13 protein-coding genes are annotated in these 16,180 nt (G+C 58.5%); 3 read left to right on the top strand and 10 right to left on the bottom strand.

Going from position 1 to position 16,180, the window contains the following annotated elements:
• Positions 1–5: 5 nt before the first annotated feature.
• The 4 genes from ACR0L4_RS01035 to ACR0L4_RS01020 are packed head-to-tail and all read right to left on the bottom strand — an operon-like array spanning position 6 to position 5,384.
• Complete coding sequence (locus ACR0L4_RS01035) at positions 6–1,169, bottom strand: M20 aminoacylase family protein (RefSeq protein ID WP_170748391.1); 1,164 nt, start codon at positions 1,167–1,169, stop codon at positions 6–8.
• Between the two features lie 15 nt (positions 1,170–1,184).
• Positions 1,185–2,351 carry a M20 aminoacylase family protein gene (locus tag ACR0L4_RS01030; RefSeq protein WP_480509911.1) on the bottom strand — a complete coding sequence of 389 codons (1,167 nt, stop codon included), beginning with the start codon at positions 2,349–2,351 and terminating at the stop codon, positions 1,185–1,187.
• 39 nt (positions 2,352–2,390) lie between these two features.
• Positions 2,391–3,557, bottom strand: coding sequence for an acetylornithine deacetylase (gene argE / locus ACR0L4_RS01025; protein WP_480509909.1), 1,167 nt, complete (start codon positions 3,555–3,557; stop codon positions 2,391–2,393).
• Positions 3,558–3,563: 6 nt separating this feature from the next.
• Positions 3,564–5,384, bottom strand: coding sequence for an ABC transporter ATP-binding protein (locus ACR0L4_RS01020; RefSeq protein WP_480509907.1), 1,821 nt, complete (start codon positions 5,382–5,384; stop codon positions 3,564–3,566).
• Between the two features lie 285 nt (positions 5,385–5,669).
• On the opposite strand from ACR0L4_RS01020, the gene ACR0L4_RS01015 reads away from it, so the two are divergent.
• The 3 genes from ACR0L4_RS01015 (at position 5,670) to ACR0L4_RS01005 (ending at position 9,450) form a co-directional block, all read left to right on the top strand.
• Positions 5,670–7,376 (top strand): peptide ABC transporter substrate-binding protein, encoded by a 1,707-nt coding sequence (locus ACR0L4_RS01015; RefSeq protein ID WP_170748387.1) that lies wholly within the window; start codon positions 5,670–5,672, stop codon positions 7,374–7,376.
• 93 nt (positions 7,377–7,469) lie between these two features.
• Positions 7,470–8,477: an ABC transporter permease gene (locus tag ACR0L4_RS01010; RefSeq protein WP_170748386.1), complete on the top strand. Its 1,008-nt coding sequence runs from the start codon at positions 7,470–7,472 to the stop codon at positions 8,475–8,477.
• Positions 8,470–9,450 carry an ABC transporter permease gene (locus ACR0L4_RS01005; protein ID WP_480509905.1) on the top strand — a complete coding sequence of 327 codons (981 nt, stop codon included), beginning with the start codon at positions 8,470–8,472 and terminating at the stop codon, positions 9,448–9,450. The genes ACR0L4_RS01010 and ACR0L4_RS01005 overlap by 8 nt, the downstream gene beginning before the upstream one ends.
• Positions 9,451–9,457: 7 nt before the next feature.
• On the opposite strand, the gene ACR0L4_RS01000 is transcribed toward ACR0L4_RS01005, so the two are convergent.
• The 6 genes from ACR0L4_RS01000 to ACR0L4_RS00975 all read right to left on the bottom strand — a co-directional run bounded on the left by ACR0L4_RS01000 (position 9,458) and on the right by ACR0L4_RS00975 (position 16,165).
• Positions 9,458–10,594 (bottom strand): MFS transporter, encoded by a 1,137-nt coding sequence (locus tag ACR0L4_RS01000; protein WP_480509903.1) that lies wholly within the window; start codon positions 10,592–10,594, stop codon positions 9,458–9,460.
• A 72-nt stretch (positions 10,595–10,666) separates the two neighbouring features.
• Positions 10,667–11,947, bottom strand: coding sequence for a DUF3422 family protein (locus ACR0L4_RS00995; RefSeq protein ID WP_480509901.1), 1,281 nt, complete (start codon positions 11,945–11,947; stop codon positions 10,667–10,669).
• Between the two features lie 107 nt (positions 11,948–12,054).
• Complete coding sequence (locus ACR0L4_RS00990) at positions 12,055–12,411, bottom strand: VOC family protein (protein ID WP_170748383.1); 357 nt, start codon at positions 12,409–12,411, stop codon at positions 12,055–12,057.
• Positions 12,412–12,546: 135 nt separating this feature from the next.
• Entirely contained in the window at positions 12,547–14,001 is a 1,455-nt protein-coding gene (locus ACR0L4_RS00985; RefSeq protein ID WP_170748382.1) for an NAD(P)(+) transhydrogenase (Re/Si-specific) subunit beta, read from the bottom strand.
• Between the two features lie 13 nt (positions 14,002–14,014).
• Positions 14,015–15,586, bottom strand: a complete 1,572-nt coding sequence (locus ACR0L4_RS00980) for a Re/Si-specific NAD(P)(+) transhydrogenase subunit alpha (protein ID WP_480509898.1) — start codon at positions 15,584–15,586, stop codon at positions 14,015–14,017.
• A gap of 129 nt (positions 15,587–15,715) precedes the next feature.
• Positions 15,716–16,165 carry a methyltransferase family protein gene (locus ACR0L4_RS00975; protein ID WP_480509896.1) on the bottom strand — a complete coding sequence of 150 codons (450 nt, stop codon included), beginning with the start codon at positions 16,163–16,165 and terminating at the stop codon, positions 15,716–15,718.
• Positions 16,166–16,180 lie beyond the last annotated feature (15 nt).

Below are 16,180 nucleotides of genomic sequence, written 5' to 3'. Positions count from 1 at the left end.
CTATTTCAAGCCGCCGGCATCCGGCGCTCGACCATTTCGGCAAACCACGAACATCCGATTGGAATGATCTCGTCGTTGAAATTGTATTCGGGGTGGTGCAGCCCGGCGCTGTCGCCGTTGCCCAGAATGATAAAGGCCCCGGGACGTTCCTCCAGCATGAACGAGAAGTCCTCGCCGCCCATGACCATCGGCGCTTCACCGCAACTACCGCCGACCGCAATCGCGGCCTCTTCAGCATAGCCAGTTTGGTCTTTGGCATTGATCGTGACCGGGACTCCCTTGGTGTAGGTCACTTTTGCCGTGCCGCCCATGGTTGCGGCGATACCGGTGGCAATCTCGGTCAGACGTTGTTCGATCATCTCGCGCATTTCGTTGGAATGAGTGCGCACCGTCCCGCGTACACGCGCCGATTGGGGGATCACGTTGAACGCCTTCGACGACGTCTCAACCGACGTCACGGATAATACGCCCTGCTGGATCGGGTCCGCGTTGCGCGACACGACCGTCTGCAGCGCCACGATCAGTTGAGACAGCATCACAGTCGTATCCACCGTCTCGTGTGGTTTGGCGGCGTGCCCCCCGTGGCCTTCTAGATGTATGTCGAATTCATCCGCTGCCGCAAGCAACGGCCCCGAGCGGATCGCGAACTGCCCGGTGGGCAGTCCCGGCACATTGTGCATGGCATAGACTTCCTGAATGCCAAACCGATCCATAAGACCGTCCTGACACATGGCCTCAGCGCCGTTGCCCCCCTCTTCAGCGGGCTGAAAGATCACAACCGCCGTGCCGTCAAAATTGCGCGTCTCAGCTAGGTATTTGGCCGCGCCCAGAACCATCGCCGTATGGCCATCATGGCCGCAGGCATGCATTGCATCAGGCGTTTTCGAGGCATAATCCAGCCCGGTCTGCTCTTGCATGGGCAGAGCATCCATATCCGCCCGCAATCCAATGGCCCGGCCTTGTGTGTCCGTCTTGCCCCGGATGATTCCGACCACGCCTGTGCGACCTATTCCGGTAACAACCTCATCGCAGCCGAATTCTTTCAGTTTTTCAGCCACCAGGGCGCTGGTGCGGTGTGTATCGTAGAGAATCTCGGGGTGTTCATGAATGTCACGTCGCCAACCGGTGATTTCTGCGTGCAGTTCTGCAAGGCGATTTCTGATTGGCATGGCGTTCTTCCTTTTTTACGCGACGGGCAATCGTCGTTCCACAAGCTCGGCATACCAGCTGCAGCCGGCGGGAATGGCGTCGTCATCGAAGTTGTATTCCGGGTGATGGCACATGGCCGTGTCCCCGTTACCGACAAAGATGTAGGCTCCGGGCCGTTCTTCAAGCATATAGGCGAAATCTTCTGATGGCATGATCGGATCCGTGCTGTCATTCACCTTGCCTGCCACCGCAGCGGCAGCTTCGGCGGCATAGCCCGTTTCCGCCTCGGAATTGACGGTCACTGGATAGCCGGGCGTCCATGCCACCTGCGCCGACGCGCCAAAGGCCGAGGCCGTATCTTCGGCAATCCGGCGCACGCGCTCTTCCGCGATGGCGCGATATTCGGGGTCAAGCGTCCGCACTGTGCCCTTCAGCCTGACCGTATGTGCAATCACATTAGAGGCCACGCTATCGGTCTCGAACGTGCCAACGGTCAGAACAACCCGTTTGATCGGATCTACGGTTCGCGCCACAACCGATTGCAAAGCCACAACTATATGCGACGCCACTAAGGTTGTATCAACGGCGTCATGCGGGGCCGCAGCGTGGCCGCCCTTGCCCGTTACGGTAACTTCAAATTCATCCGATGATGCAAGCAAAGCACCCGGACGGATCGCGAATTCCCCCACCGGAAGGCCGGGCATATTGTGCATCCCGTACACCTCATCAATGCCCCACCGGTCCATCAACCCATCCTGGCACATGGCAAGGCCCCCGGCCCCGCCTTCCTCGGCCGGTTGAAAAATCAAAACCACGGTGCCGTCGAAATTCCGTGTCTCGGTCAGATACTGTGCTGCGCCCAGCAGCATCGAGGTATGCCCATCATGGCCGCAGGCGTGCATTTTGCCGGGAACGGTCGAGGCATAGTCAAGCCCCGTGGCCTCTTCGATGGGAAGCGCATCCATATCTGCGCGCAGCCCGATGACCCGCCCTTTGGTATCGGTGCGGCCTTTGATCACGGCGACGACGCCAGTGCGGCCAACGCCCTCTGTGATGTCATCAACGCCAAAGTCTTTCAGACGCTCGACCACAAAGGCCGCAGTCTGATGAACATCATACATCAGTTCGGGGTGGGCGTGCAGATGGCGACGCCACTTGGTGATCTCGTCCTGCATCTCGGCAAGTCGGTTCTTTACGGGCATGACCCAATTCCTTTCCGAAAACCCTTGTCGCGCCTGAGGCTAGGACGCAAGCCGGTGTATCAGACGCTCCATAAATCTTTGGCCTTCAGTAAATTGAGAAATCGTAATGAACTCATTTGGCTGATGCGCCTGAGCGATGTCGCCGGGTCCGCAGATGACCGCCGAATAGCCCGCCTCCTGAAACTGGCCGGCTTCTGTGCCATAGCTGACAACATGGCTGGCGTTGTCTCCGGTCAGCGCACGGACCAGCGCTTCGGCCTCACCATCGTGTTCCGGCACCAACCCGGGGATCGAGAAATTCTCGGAAATCTCGATCCGGGTTTCGGGATGAACGACCTGCATCTGGGCCTCAACCTTGCGTACCTGCTGGAAGTAGGCGTCTTGCCAATCTGCCTTGCGTTCATCCGGGACGATGCGGAAATCCATCATGAAATGGCAGTCCTTGGCCGTGATGTTGTGCGCTGTCCCGCCTGCGATCATGCCGACATGAAGCGTCGACCACGGCGGGTTGAAGACGGCAGCGGTCTCACTTGGGGTCGCGTTTTGATTTCGGGCATTCTGTTCGTTCGCCCAATGGATCAGCGGTGCCGCCTCCATGATCGCATTGACACCTGTATGCATGATCGAGCTGTGAACTTCGAACCCAATCATATGCGTGTCAAAGCCAAAGCTGCCCTTGTGGCCTGTAACCGCCTGCATCATCGAAGGCTCACCCACGATTACGGCCGAACCTTTCGGCAGCACGGTCTGCATCGCCTCGATCATGGGCGGCGCGCCGGTGCAGCCGATTTCTTCATCAAAGCTCAGCGCCAGTTGCAGCGGGCGTTCAAGGTCCGTGTACTGCGCCTCGACCAGAGCCCAGATGGCCAGTGCATCAAAGCCTTTCATATCGCAGGTGCCACGTCCAAAATACTTGCCGTCTTTTTCGACAACGACAAAGGGGTCGGTGTCCCAGGGCTGCCCGTCCACCGGCACCACATCTGTGTGACCCGACAGGACCACAGCACCCTCCTCCCACGGCCCCACATGGGCAAAAACCGCCGCTTTGTGCGGCTGATCCGGGTCCGGCCAGCGATGAGGTTCGATTCCGTGCTCGCGCAGATAGCTTTCGACCCAATCGACCAACGGCAGGTTGCTGTCACGGCTTACGGTCGGGAACGAGATCAGCTTGGTCATGATCTCAAGCGGCGTCAGACGCTGTGCCATAAGACGTCAATACCCGCTGTCAGTGGTCAATATGAAGTGCCCCGGTTCGACCTCATTGTATTGAGACGGCTCAGGCGTGTAGCCAATCGGATGAATGGGCGAGGGAATCGGTTTGAAATTCAAGTCTTTTTCCGATTTCCGCTTGTTTGGATCGGCAATCGGGACGGCCTTCATCAAGGCTTGCGTATAGGGGTGCTGAGGGTTCTCGAACACCCGCGCACGGGGTCCCAGCTCGACAATCCGACCCAGATACATGACGCCAACATAATGGCTGACCCGCTCCACAACGGCCATATCGTGGCTGATGAACAAATAGGACAGGCCGAGTTCGGATTGCAGTTCCATCATCAGGTTCAGAACCTGCGCCTGAACCGACACGTCCAGGGCAGAGACCGCCTCGTCCGCGATGATCAGCTTGGGGTTCAGCGCCAAAGCGCGGGCAATTGCGATACGCTGACGCTGACCGCCCGACATTTCGTGCGGGAAGCGTCGCATGAAGCTGCGCGGCAACTGCACCTTGTCGAACAGCTGCGCGACGCGGTCTTGCAGTTCGGACCCTGTGGCCACGCCGTAGTTGCGCATCGGCTCGGCCACCTGATCGACCAGTTGCATCTGCGGATTCAACGAGGCGAAGGGGTCCTGAAAGATCATCTGCATGTCCAACCGCGCCTTGCGCAGGCCGGACGGGTCCAGTTTCATGATGTCGACGCCGTCGAGGTCGATTTCACCTGCCATCGGCTCGACAAGCCGCAGGATCGACCGTCCGGCAGACGATTTGCCGCACCCTGATTCGCCGACAAGGCTCAGCGTCTGACCCCGGTTCAACGTAAAGGACACATCTTCGACCGCGTGCACGTTCGAAATTGTGCGACGTAGCAGCCCACCTTTCACCGGGAAGCGCGTGGTCAGACCTTTGACCGACAACAGAACCTCTTCGGTACCGGGAATCGGTGCGATGTTCTGCCCCTCAACACCCAGCAGCTTCATCGGCTCGGGGGCGGATTTACCCCGCATTTCGCCCAGCTTGGGCACCGCAGCCAGCAACGCTTTGGTATAGTCATGTTGAGGATTTTCGAAGATTTCCTTGACACTACCTTCCTCGACCTTGTTGCCGCGGAACATGACCACAACCCGGTCGGCCATCTGCGCAACAACAGCCATGTCATGGGTGATGAACATGACCGCCGTGCCGGTTTCCCGCTTCAGGCGGTCCATCAGAGCCAGAATCTCGGCCTGAATCGTCACATCGAGGGCCGTTGTCGGTTCGTCGGCGATCAACAAACGGGGCTCGCAGGCCATGGCCATGGCGATCACAACGCGCTGCCGCATGCCACCGGACAGTTCGTGCGGGTATTGCTTCAAACGCCGCTCGGGTTCTGGAATCCGGACCTGGCGCAACAATTCAAGGGCCCGCTCTTCGGCCTCGGACTTGGACATATCCTTATGGATTCGCAAACCTTCGGTCAGTTGTCGTCCCACGGTGAAAACGGGGTTCAGGGCCGTCATCGGTTCCTGAAAGATCATCCCAATCTCATTTCCGCGAATCTGTTTCATCAGATCCTGATCGGCCCCAGCCAGATCCATTTCGGCCCCGTCGCGGCGATCGAACAACAATTCTCCGCCCGCGATCTCGCCACCTCCGAATTCGACCAATCGCATCAGGGACAGCGATGAAACCGACTTGCCCGAGCCCGATTCGCCCACAATACAAACGGTTTCGCCGGGCTTGACCTCGAACGAGACATCTTCGACCCCGACTACAGGACCATCTTTGGTTTGAAACTCGACCCGAAGTTTTTTGATCTGGGCAATCGGTTGGTCCAGCACGTACGCGCTCCCTTTGTCAGGCTTATTTTTGCGGATGCCTGACGCTAAGGCGCTGAGACAGGAAAAGTCAAACCCGTCGCGGTTTTTCCCGACGGCAACCCTTGCTTTTTTCTAAAGTTCTGTTTCGATACCCTGCGTAACCGTGTTGGGGAGAATACGGCAGCACAAAAATGCGACCTGATTTTGCAACCTGAAATCAGAAGTTTACCCCAATTGCGGCAACGCCGAACCCGCAGGCCATGCGGAGAAACTTGAGACACGCAAGTGTCCAACATGGAGTGTATGATGAAAATCAAAGCCCTTTTGCTTGGTGCAATCGCAAGCACGGCGATGGCACCAGTGGCCTTTGCCGAGCGCGGCTCGGATGGCAATGTCAGCATTATTTACTGGCAAGCCCCATCAATCATGAACCCGTTCCTGTCAGGCGGGACCAAGGATGTCGAAGCTGCGTCGCTGGTGATCGAGCCTCTGGCGCGCTACGACCAGGACGGCAATATGGTGCCCTATCTGGCATCTGAAATTCCAACCGTTGAAAATGGCGGTGTCAGCGAAGACCTGACATCGATCACCTGGAAAATCTCGCCGGGTCTCACGTGGTCGGATGGCACTGCGTTCACCTCGGCTGATGTGGTCTTTACCGCAAACTACTGCATGGACCCCGAAGGCGGCTGCGCGCAGGTGACCAAGTTTGAAGGCGTCACCAATGTCGAAGCCGTGGATGACCTGACCGTCAAAGTCACCTTCGATGCGCCTACCCCGTTCCCCTATGGTCCCTTCGTGGGTGGTGAAAGCCCGATCATTCAGGCCGCTCAGTTCGCGGATTGCCTGGGTGCCAAGGCGCCCGAATGCACCGATGAAAACTTCAACCCGATCGGCACTGGACCGTTTGTGGTGACCGAGTTCAAGCCGAATGACGTGATCACCTTTGCGGCCAATGACAACTATCGTGACCCGGCAAAGCCTGCCTTTGCGTCTGTGACCTTCAAGGGTGGCGGCGATGCGACGGCGGCTGGCCGCGCGGTTATGGAAACCGGCGAGTTTGACTATGCCTGGAACCTGCAACTTGCGCCCGAAGTGATCGCGCAGATGCAGGAAGGTGGCAAAGGCACTCCGGTTGCAGGCTTTGGCCCACTGGTCGAGCGTATCATGCTGAACCAGACCAACCCGTCGCCCGATTTGCCGGAAGGCGAGCGTTCGACCGCGCAACACCCGCATCCGTTCCTGCAGGAGCCCGCGGTCTATCAAGCGATGTCCATGGCAATCGACCGTCCGCTGCTGGTTGAAATCGGGTACGGTCAGGCTGGTAAAGTAACCTGCAACTGGGTCCCGGCGCCTGCGGCCTTCAACTCGACCTCGATGACCTGCGACACGCAGGATATCGCGGGTGCAAACGCGCTGCTGGACGAAGCTGGCATCGTTGACACCGATGGCGACGGTATCCGTGAAAAAGACGGTGTACCGCTGAAGATCGTTTATCAGACCTCGACCAACGCCGTCCGTCAGGACTTTCAGGCGCTGATCAAGGAATGGTGGAGCCAGATCGGCATCGAATCCGAACTGCGCAACATCAACGCTTCGGTCTTCTTCGGTGGTGACCCGGGCTCGCCCGATACCTTCCAGAAGTTCTATGCCGACGTTGAAATGTACGCCAACACCTTCAACGGCACTGACCCGCAGTCCTATCTGGGCAACGGCCTGTGCGACAAGGCTCCGCGTCCTGATACGCAGTGGCAGGGTGAAAACATCAGCCGCTTCTGCAGCGACGAGTTCGACGCGCTTCATGCCAAACTGGCTGAAACCGCTGGCCTTGAGCAACGCGCCGAGATCGCCAAGCGCCTGAACGATATCATCGTGCAGGAAGGTGGAATGATCCCGCTGGTTCACCGTGGTCGTCTTTCGGCCCATGCGAACACATTGGGTGGTGTTGTCCTGAACGTTTGGGACAGTGAGCTGTGGAATGTAGCTGACTGGTATCGTAAGACCGGTTCCTAAACGCCATTCTGTCAGGCTGCGCCCCGATCTGCTTCGGGGCGCGGTCCTTTGCAGACCACCCCAAAAAGAAGACGCATATAAAGGCGCCTCTTAATGCTCAACTTTACCATCAGACGACTGATACTCGCAGTCCCTACGCTGCTTTTCATCAGCCTCGTCATATTCCTGCTCCTCGAGCTTGCCCCCGGCGACCCGATGGCACAGGTTCCCCTCACCGTTCCGCCCGAAGTCAAAGAGAAGATGCGCGAGGCGCTTGGCCTTGGTCAGCCGATGCATATCCGGTTCTGGAAATGGATCGTGCAGTTCTTCTGGATCGAGCCGCAGGTTCTGATCGACCACATGTTCGGCACCACCTTTTCCGAAGGTGACTTGCGCGTGATTTCCTGGCAGACCCGCTCGCCTGTCATGGATATTGTCGTTCAGCGCATCCCGCAGACACTGTGGGTTGTTGGCACCGCCTATGTGGTCGCCATCCTGATCGCTCTGCCCATCGGCATCTATTCCGCCTATCGCCAGTATTCGTGGTTCGACCAGATGGGCACGTTCGTGTCGATGGTCGGCTTTTCGGTTCCACCGTTCTTCTCGGGGGTTCTGGTCATCGTGATCTTCTCGGTCCAACTGGGCTGGTTCCCGTCGATCTATGACACCACCCATGTGGTCAACAGCTGGGACAGCTTTGTCGTACAGCTGCAACAGATGATCATGCCGGTCATGGTTCTGGCCCTGCAGATCACCGCGCAACTCAGCCGGTTCATGCGTGCCTCGATGCTGGACAACCTCAATCAGGACTACGTCCGTACCGCCCGCGCCAAAGGTCTGAGTGAATACACCGTGGTCATGGTCCATGTCCTGCGCAACTCGATGATCCCTGTGGTCACCGTTATTGCGCTGGGTATCCCGGCCATTTTTGGTGGTGCCATCATCACCGAGCAGGTGTTCAAGGTGAACGGTATCGGCCAATTGCTGATCGGCGCCATTCAGGCCAATGATCTGCCGATGGTGCAGACCCTGACCTTTATCTTTGCCGTTCTGATCGTGCTGTTCAACCTGATCGCAGACGTCCTGTATGGCATTCTGGACCCGAGGATTCGCTATGACTGATCATGATCGGAGTGATACGCTGATCCCCGATGAAGGCTTGGCGCCTGCTGCCACCGCACTCCCAACTGCGGGTGTGATGGAAGAGCTGGCGACACCACCGCGCAGTCAGTGGCGCGATGTCTGGGATCAATTCAAGACGCACAAGGGTGCGATGATCGGGGCAGTCCTGTTCATCGTTATCGTCGCAGGCGTATATTTGGGGCCGTATCTGTGGACTATCGACCCGACACAGATCGACATCCGTTCGCGCAATCAGGGCCCAAGCTGGGGGCACCCGTTTGGCACAGACCAGTTGGGCCGGGATATTCTGGCCCGGATGATGTCGGGGGGGCAGACTTCGGTCTCGGTCGGCATCACCGCGATGTTGCTGGCGCTGATCCTGGGGTCGCTGATCGGCGTGTTGGCGGGGTTCTTCAGACGCCTTGACGGCCCGCTGATGCGCTTGACAGACCTGTTCCTGGCCCTGCCACTGTTGCCATTGTTGCTCGTCATGATGCTGCTGTTCCGCGAGCCATTGTCCGCAGCCTTCGGGTTGGAGCGCGGGATCTTCATCCTGATCGTCTGCGCCATCGGTATCACCTCGTGGATGCCAACGGCTCGGATCGTGCGCGGCGACGTGCTGGCCATCAAGGAACGGGAATTCGTTCTGGCCGCACGCTCCATCGGCACCAGCAACCGGCAGATCATCACGCGACATATCCTGCCGAATGTGCTGTCTCCGATCATGGTGTCGGCAACGCTGGGGATCGCAACCGCGATCATCACCGAAAGCGCGCTGTCCTTCCTGGGCCTGGGCTTTCCGCCCGACTTCCCGACATGGGGCCGCCTGTTGTTCGATGGCGTTGACTATCTGCAGCAATACCCCGAGCGTGTGTTCTGGCCCGGCCTTGCCATCTCGCTGACGGTTCTCAGCGTGAACTATCTGGGCGACGGTCTGCGCGATGCCTTGGACCCACGCATTCGTGGCCGTTAACTGAACTTCAGTCGGCGCGCTTCAGCGCGCCGGCGCACACGACGATCAGAACGGCAAGCGGTAGCAACACGCCGAACGCCAACCGCAGCGACAGCAATTCGGCAAGAAACCCGATCAGCGGCGGACCGATCAACAACCCTCCATATCCAAGCGTTGCCACACTGGCGATGGCCTGCCCGGGCGGGATTTGCGGATCATTGGCGGCCCGGCTGAAGGCCAAAGGCATGATCACGGCGTACCCCACCCCCATCAATGTGAACCCGACCAACGCCAGTGGCGCGGCACCTGCAGACACGACGCAGAACACGCCCATCGCAGCGAAGACGCCGCCGCCACGCGCAGCTGCGACCGGCCCGACGCGCGCGATCAGGAACCCTCCGGCCAGCCTGCACACCACCATTGCAACCGAGAAAACGGCATAGCCCAGTGCCGCAACACTTTCGGCTGCTCCGGTAACGTCCCGCAGGAATAGAGCGCTCCAATCGGCGACAGCGCCTTCTCCCAACGCGCCGCACAGCGCCGTGAAGCCAACAAGGATCAAAACCCCCGACGGGAATGCAAACACAGCCCCTTGAGACTGTTCCACTCGGCGGGACGTCCACTGCACCCATGACATTGCCAGAGCCAGCACCACCACAACGCCCCCTGCGACCAAGAAATGCTGCAATACAGTCGCATTCAACTGAACCGCAACGTATCCGCTAACCGCTCCCAGCCCGGCGCCAAGGCTCCACATCGCGTGAAACGAGGACATAAGCGGTTTGTCATAGGCCTGTTCAACCTCAGCAGCCCAAGCGTTCATCGCCACGTCCATCGACCCATGAAAGGCACCGAACAAAAACAGGAAAGTCGCGAGCATGGTGAAGCTGTCGGCCAACGCCAGCAACACCAGTGAGCCAGTGTACAAAACGGCAATGATCCGGGTGATTGCAACGGCTCCGAACCGGTCTGTCAGCCGCCCGGTCACCGGGAACGAACACACCGCCCCGGCGGCCATGAACAGCAGACCATAGCCCAAATCTTCGTGGCCCAGCTGCAAGTGATCACGAACGGCGGGAATACGTGAGGCCCAGATACCGAACAGCGCCCCGTTCAGAATGAACATGGCGGTAACGGCCCGCCACGCTGACACAACACTGATCACTTGCAGGCCCCGCTTGCTTGGCTACCCTATCCCGCCACTACTACAATGCCGCAAGTCCAGTGCAAGCACCGTTCACTCCAATCGTTGGCGGATTCTGTGGACCGCAATCCAGACAGCCAATATCACCGGCAGAGTGATCAGCCCTGTAAGCATCGCCTTGCTCACACCATCCGGTGTGATTGGGTACAGCAGGTAGCTGACCAAAGAGACCGCATAGTAGCTGATCGCGACAACCGACAGCCCCTCGACCGTGCGCTGCAACCTGAGGGCCAAATCAGCGCGTCGATCCATGCTTTCCAGCAGCGCCTGGTTCTGGGCACTGCGTTCCACATCCACGCGCGTCCGCAACAAATCACCGGCGCGGATCGCCCGGTCGGACAAAGTCTGTAAGCGCTTTTCAGTTGATTTCACTGTCCGCATGGCGGGATCGTATCTGCGCATCATGAAATCGGCAAAGCTCTGGCGGCCCATGAACCGCTCTTCCCGAAGCACCTGAATGCGCTGGTTGACGATGGCCTCATAGGCCCCCGTGGCCCCAAACCGAAAGGCACAGCGTGCCGACATGGTTTCCAGTTCGGTGGATGTGCTCAGCAACTGAGGCAACAGACCGTCCGGGTGTTTTTCCCCATCGGTCATTTCCACCATCAGTTCGGTCAGTTTCTGATCCAGTTCGCCTATGCGGGGTGTCAGGTTTTTCACACGTGCAAAACCCAGCATTGACATGGCCTTGTAGGTTTCTATCTCACATAGGCGCTGGATGATCCGCCCTACCCGGCTTTCTCCTGTCCCGTCAGCTACAAACAGCGCAAAACGCATATGCCCCGCTGGATCGATACGGAAGTCACTGGCGCAGATTGCGGCGTTGTCCAAAACGCACGAAACCGCGAGGCTTTCTGGCTCGAACCAATCGGGCAACAGCCCGTTTATCACCGCAGCATCATCCGGGCGCGGCACAACGCGCAGCATGGCCGAGGTGATCCGTTGGCCCGGGCTCGCCATCAACCAATCTGGCGGGAATACCTCGAAATCAGCGGGGTTGAAGGCCCGATCGCTGACGTTCCGAGAGATAGCAGTATAGGTCACGAATTCGGTATGCTGTTCCCATTTGAGCCAGTGACGCCCGATTTGCCCGGCGTAGTGGGTCGCTTCGGGCTGTGGGTGCAGGGCGCCGTGGCGATCCAGCAGATCGGTCAGATGGGCAATGTCCTCTTGCCCATCCTGCCCCAAATTCTGTTCCGTTTTTTTGATAGCCAGAAAAACCACCGTGCACGGGACTTCCGCGACCGGAAAAGGCCGCGCATGCAACTCGTTGGCTAGCCTGTAGCGCAAGGGATGGTCATCAATCGGTGTCATGCGGGGCTCCAGTTCACTCGGGGCACTATACGACACAAGGAGACAACATCAATTCTCTTTTTATTTCATATACTTACAGGAATACAACGGTATACAAGCGTGTTATCTCATTGATTTGGCTGCCACAGCTCTATCGGATTGCCCTCAGGATCGTGAATACGGGCAAACTTGCCGACCTCACTGTCCCAGTCGGGATGGGTTTCAACCTTGATACCCGCCGCCTCAAGCTGGCTGGTCATCGCCGCCAGATCATCAACGCGGAAATTGATCATCCATTGCTGCTCGGCCTTGCCGAAATACTCGGTATCCTGCGCAAAAGGAGCAAAGACCGTATAGCCCTCGCGCTGCTTCCAGGGCACGGGATCGTAGTGCTGTACGCCCAGATGTTTTTCATACCAGTCGCGCAGGGTCTCAGGATCGCGGGCGCGAAAGAAAACACCGCCTATGCCATTCACTTTCTGCATCTCAAACCTCCTGTCCGCCGTCATTCCGATCCAGAATAGCACAATCCGCTCGCTTCCTCTGGCTTCAAATATCCTGCACGAGAATAAAGAAAAGGGCGCCCGACGGCGCCCTTTGCAATTGGCTTGTACCATTGATCAGTCGATCATGGGCAGCAACTTGTCCAGCGACTGTTTAGCATCGCCATAGAACATGCGGGTGTTCTCCTTGAAGAACAGCGGGTTTTCGATGCCCGAATACCCGGTACCCTGGCCACGTTTTGACACGAACACCTGCTTGGCTTTCCAGCATTCCAGAACCGGCATGCCGGCGATGGGGCTGTTGGGGTCTTCCTGCGCGGCGGGGTTAACAATGTCGTTCGACCCGATCACGATGGCCACGTCTGTCTCGGGGAAGTCCTCGTTGATCTCGTCCATTTCCAGAACGATGTCATACGGGACTTTCGCCTCGGCCAGCAGCACGTTCATGTGACCCGGCAGACGCCCGGCAACGGGGTGGATTGCGAAACGCACGTTCTTGCCCTTGGCGCGCAGCTTGCGCACCAGTTCGGACACTGATTGCTGCGCCTGTGCGACCGCCATGCCGTAACCCGGAATGATGATCACACTGTCGGCATCATTCAAGGCCGCAGCAACGCCGTCCGCTTCGATTGCCACCTGCTCACCTTCAACAGCCATCTGTTCGCCCTGCGGGCCGCCAAAGCCGCCCAGGATCACGCTGACAAAGTGACGGTTCATCGCCTTACACATGATGTAGGACAGGATCGCACCGCTTGAGCCCACCAGCGCACCGACGACGATCAACAGGTCGTTGCCAAGGCTGAAGCCGATTGCCGCAGCTGCCCAGCCCGAGTAGCTGTTCAGCATCGAAACAACCACCGGCATGTCGGCGCCACCGATGCCCATGATCAGGTGATACCCGATGAACAGCGCCGCCAGAGTCATCAGGAACAGCGGGAAAAAACCGCCCGAGCTGGTGTACCAGATCAGACAGATGAACGACAAAGCCGCCGCACCAGCGTTCAGCGCGTGACCGCCCGGCAATTTGGTTGCCGCCGAGGTCACTTTGCCCGCCAGCTTTCCATAGGCCACGACCGAGCCGGTAAAGGTGATCGCGCCGATGAAGATACCCAGGAAAAGTTCGACATGCAGGATAGCCAGTTCCGCCGGTGTCTTCTTGGCAATCAGCTTGGCAAAGGCACCCAGATCGGACAGGTCAGCCTGACTGGCAGAATCCACAATTGCCATGACCTGTGCCACGTTTCCGATCTCGAAATGCGCGTTGAAGCCGACGAAGACAGCCGCCAGACCGACCAGCGAGTGCATCGCGGCCACAAGTTGCGGCATCTCGGTCATCTGCACACGCTGTGCGACGTACTGGCCGATGAAACCGCCGCCCGCGATCAGCAGCAGAGACAGCAGCCACAGGCCGGATCCCGGGCCGACCAGCGTTGCAAAAACCGCCAGCGCCATACCGACGATGCCGTACCAGACCGCGCGCTTGGCGCTTTCCTGGTTCGATAGACCGCCGAGGGACAGGATAAACAGAACAGCCGCAACGACATAGGCGGCGGTGGTGAAGCCAAATTCCATGTGCCCGGCCTCCTTAAGATTTCTGGAACATGGCAAGCATGCGCCGTGTTACGAGGAAGCCGCCGAAGATGTTGATCCCGGCCATGAAGACGGACAGCGCCGCCAGCAGAATGACCAGGAATGACCCCGACCCGATCTGCATCAGGGCCCCAACGATGATGATCGACGAGATCGCGTTGGTGATCGCCATCAACGGAGTGTGCAAGCTGTGCGAGACGTTCCAGATCACCTGGAAGCCGACAAATATTGCCAGCACGAAGACGATGAAGTGCTGCATGAAGCTGGCCGGTGCGACCAGCCCCACCAACAGCATCAGCGCCCCGCCGACACCCAACAGGGTGAACTGCTGCTTGGTCTGCGCCTTGAAGGCAGCGACTTCCTGCGCCTTTTTCTCTTCCGGGGTCAGTTCCTTGACCTCCGGCTTTTTCTGCGCTGCAATCGCCTGCACTTTGGGTGGCGGTGGCGGGAAGGTGATCTCGCCCTCATGCGTCACGGTCGAACCACGGATCACGTCATCTTCCATGTTGTGGTTGATCTGACCGTCCTTCTCGGGTGTCAGGTCGGTCATCATGTGACGGATGTTGGTCGCATAGAGCGACGAGGACTGCGCGGCCATTCGGCTTGGGAAATCGGTATAGCCGATGATGGTGACGCCGTTGTCGGTCACAACCTTCTCATCCGGCACCGTGCCTTCCACGTTGCCGCCGCGTTCCGCCGCAAGGTCGACGATGACCGATCCCGGCTTCATCGCCTTGACCATATCCTCAAGCCACAGCTTGGGTGCCGGGCGGTTGGGGATCAGGGCTGTTGTGATGACGATATCAATTTCCGGAGCCAGCTCACGGAACTTTGCAAGTTGCGCATTGCGGAACTCTTCGGACTGGACCGAAGCATACCCGCCGGTGGCTGCGCCATCCTGCTGTTCCTCTTCAAAATCCAGATAGACAAACTCGGCCCCCATGGATTCGACCTGCTCGGCCACTTCCGGGCGCACGTCAAATGCGTAGGTGATCGCACCCAGAGAGGTCGAGGTGCCGATTGCCGCAAGACCGGCCACACCGGCACCAACAATCAGTACCTTCGCAGGCGGCACCTTGCCCGCCGCTGTCACCTGACCGGTAAAAAAGCGGCCAAAGTTGTTCCCTGCCTCGATCACGGCGCGATAGCCGGCAATGTTCGCCATCGAGGACAGCGCGTCCATCTTCTGCGCCCGGCTGATCCGCGGCACCATCTCCATGGCGATCACGTTGGCGCCCTTGGATTTGGCCAACTCCATGCCTTCTTCATTGCCCGCCGGGTTGAAGAACGAGATCAGCGTCTTGCCTTTGCTCAAGCGCTTCAGTTCGGTATCTGTCGGGATGCGGACCTTGGCAACGATATCCGAGTTTTTCCAAAGTGACGCGGCTGTCTTGACGATCTCAACGCCCGCGGCCTTGTAGGCCTCGTCCGAGAAACCGGCGGCAGCACCGGCTCCGGTTTCGATGGCGCAGTCATAGCCCAGTTTCTGCAACTGCACAGCAGACTCGGGCGTCATCGCAACACGAGCCTCTCCGTCCAGTATCTCTTTCGGTGTGCCTATCTTCACTGGCAGTCCCCCTAGTTCTTACTTTCTATGAGCGGGTGATCGATATTCTTCGTTAAGCAGACATGTATCCTGCGCAACATTATTTCGCAAGCGCAGCAAATCTGACGTTATGTCACTATGCAAATCGTCCTAGATCCAACGCCGTGTTGAACGCTCGTAGCGTGCGAAATCGGCCCGAAAAGTGCGACGCAGGCGATCCTCTTCAGGCAGGATGAACCGGCGCTCCAACACCCAGACGAAAATCGGGATCAGCACCAGCGACAAAACGGCATCAAACCGCAGGATCAACCCCGCCAGGATCAGAACATCCCCCAGATAGATCGGGTTGCGGCTGCGCTTGTAGATACCGGATTGCACCATTCTGCTGGGGGTTTCATGCGGCATGACGGTAGTTTGATGACGACGGAACTCGACAACCGCCAAGAGCGCAAGGACGATCCCTCCGCCAATCAGAAGGCCGCTGAGCAGACCGGTCAGTCCACTGTCCAGCGACAGACCAAAGGGCAGCACCCGCGCCTGAACCCATGCCAATGCGGCAAAACCCACAAGCCAGACTGGTGGAAGGTCTATTCGATGCATGGCCATCCCCGCAGC

Source organism: Ruegeria sp. AB5, assembly GCF_056542645.1.
The sequence above is the reverse complement of the archived record's forward strand: the minus strand, read 5'-3'. Positions and strand labels throughout refer to the sequence as shown.

Excerpts from the sequence above, each read along its gene's own strand:
- ACR0L4_RS01035 (WP_170748391.1), bottom strand. The coding sequence starts at position 1,169 with ATGCCAATCAGAAATCGCCTTGCAGAACTGCACGCAGAAATCACCGGT.
- ACR0L4_RS01030 (WP_480509911.1), bottom strand. The coding sequence starts at position 2,351 with ATGCCCGTAAAGAACCGACTTGCCGAGATGCAGGACGAGATCACCAAG.
- argE (WP_480509909.1), bottom strand. The coding sequence starts at position 3,557 with ATGGCACAGCGTCTGACGCCGCTTGAGATCATGACCAAGCTGATCTCG.
- ACR0L4_RS01015 (WP_170748387.1), top strand. The coding sequence starts at position 5,670 with ATGAAAATCAAAGCCCTTTTGCTTGGTGCAATCGCAAGCACGGCGATG.
- ACR0L4_RS01010 (WP_170748386.1), top strand. The coding sequence starts at position 7,470 with ATGCTCAACTTTACCATCAGACGACTGATACTCGCAGTCCCTACGCTG.
- ACR0L4_RS01005 (WP_480509905.1), top strand. The coding sequence starts at position 8,470 with ATGACTGATCATGATCGGAGTGATACGCTGATCCCCGATGAAGGCTTG.
- ACR0L4_RS00995 (WP_480509901.1), bottom strand. The coding sequence starts at position 11,947 with ATGACACCGATTGATGACCATCCCTTGCGCTACAGGCTAGCCAACGAG.
- ACR0L4_RS00990 (WP_170748383.1), bottom strand. The coding sequence starts at position 12,411 with ATGCAGAAAGTGAATGGCATAGGCGGTGTTTTCTTTCGCGCCCGCGAT.
- ACR0L4_RS00985 (WP_170748382.1), bottom strand. The coding sequence starts at position 14,001 with ATGGAATTTGGCTTCACCACCGCCGCCTATGTCGTTGCGGCTGTTCTG.
- ACR0L4_RS00975 (WP_480509896.1), bottom strand. The coding sequence starts at position 16,165 with ATGCATCGAATAGACCTTCCACCAGTCTGGCTTGTGGGTTTTGCCGCA.